We start from the raw sequence: 735 nt of genomic DNA, 5'->3' as shown, positions 1-735 counted from the left end.
CGCCGGTGAGACGTTGGCGGTGCTGGGGGAGTCGGGGTCGGGGAAGTCCGTGACCGCGCAGGCGGTCATGGGGATCCTCGACATGCCGCCGGGCCGGATCCCCCGGGGTGAGATCCTCTTCCACGGCCGCGACATGCTGAAGATGTCCGAGGAGGAGCGCCGCAGGATCCGCGGTGCCCGGATCGCGATGATCTTCCAGGACGCGCTGTCGTCGCTGAACCCCGTCTACAGTGTGGGGTTCCAGTTGGGGGAGATGTTCCGGGTGCACCAGGGGCTTTCGCGCAAGGAGGCGAAGGCCAAGGCGATCGAGTTGATGGACCGGGTGAAGATCCCGGCGGCGAAGGCGCGGGTGAACGACTATCCGCACCAGTTCTCCGGGGGTATGCGGCAGCGGATCATGATTGCGATGGCGCTGGCGCTGGAGCCGGAGCTGATCATCGCGGACGAGCCGACGACGGCGCTGGATGTGACGGTGCAGGCCCAGGTGATGGATCTGCTGGCGGAGTTGCAGCGCGAGTACCGCATGGGGTTGATCCTGATCACCCATGACCTGGGTGTGGTGGCGGACGTGGCGGACAAGATCGCGGTGATGTACGCGGGGCGGATCGTGGAGACCGCTCCGGTGCACGAGTTGTACAAGCGGCCGGCGCATCCCTACACCCGGGGCCTGCTGGACTCCATTCCGCGGCTGGACCGCAAGGGCCAGGAGCTGTACGCCATCAAGGGCCTCCCGCC

General features: G+C 67.2%; 1 protein-coding gene. It reads left to right on the top strand.

Annotation, left to right across the window (positions count from 1 at the left end; genetic code table 11):
• Positions 1 to 735: ABC transporter ATP-binding protein (locus tag ACFSJS_RS27910; RefSeq protein ID WP_380905285.1), on the top strand; the 735-nt coding region annotated here is incomplete at both ends.

The sequence above is a fragment of the Streptomyces desertarenae genome (assembly GCF_042681365.1).
Lineage (GTDB): Bacteria > Actinomycetota > Actinomycetes > Streptomycetales > Streptomycetaceae > Streptomyces > Streptomyces desertarenae.
This window is presented reverse-complemented; position numbering and strand designations above follow the sequence as displayed.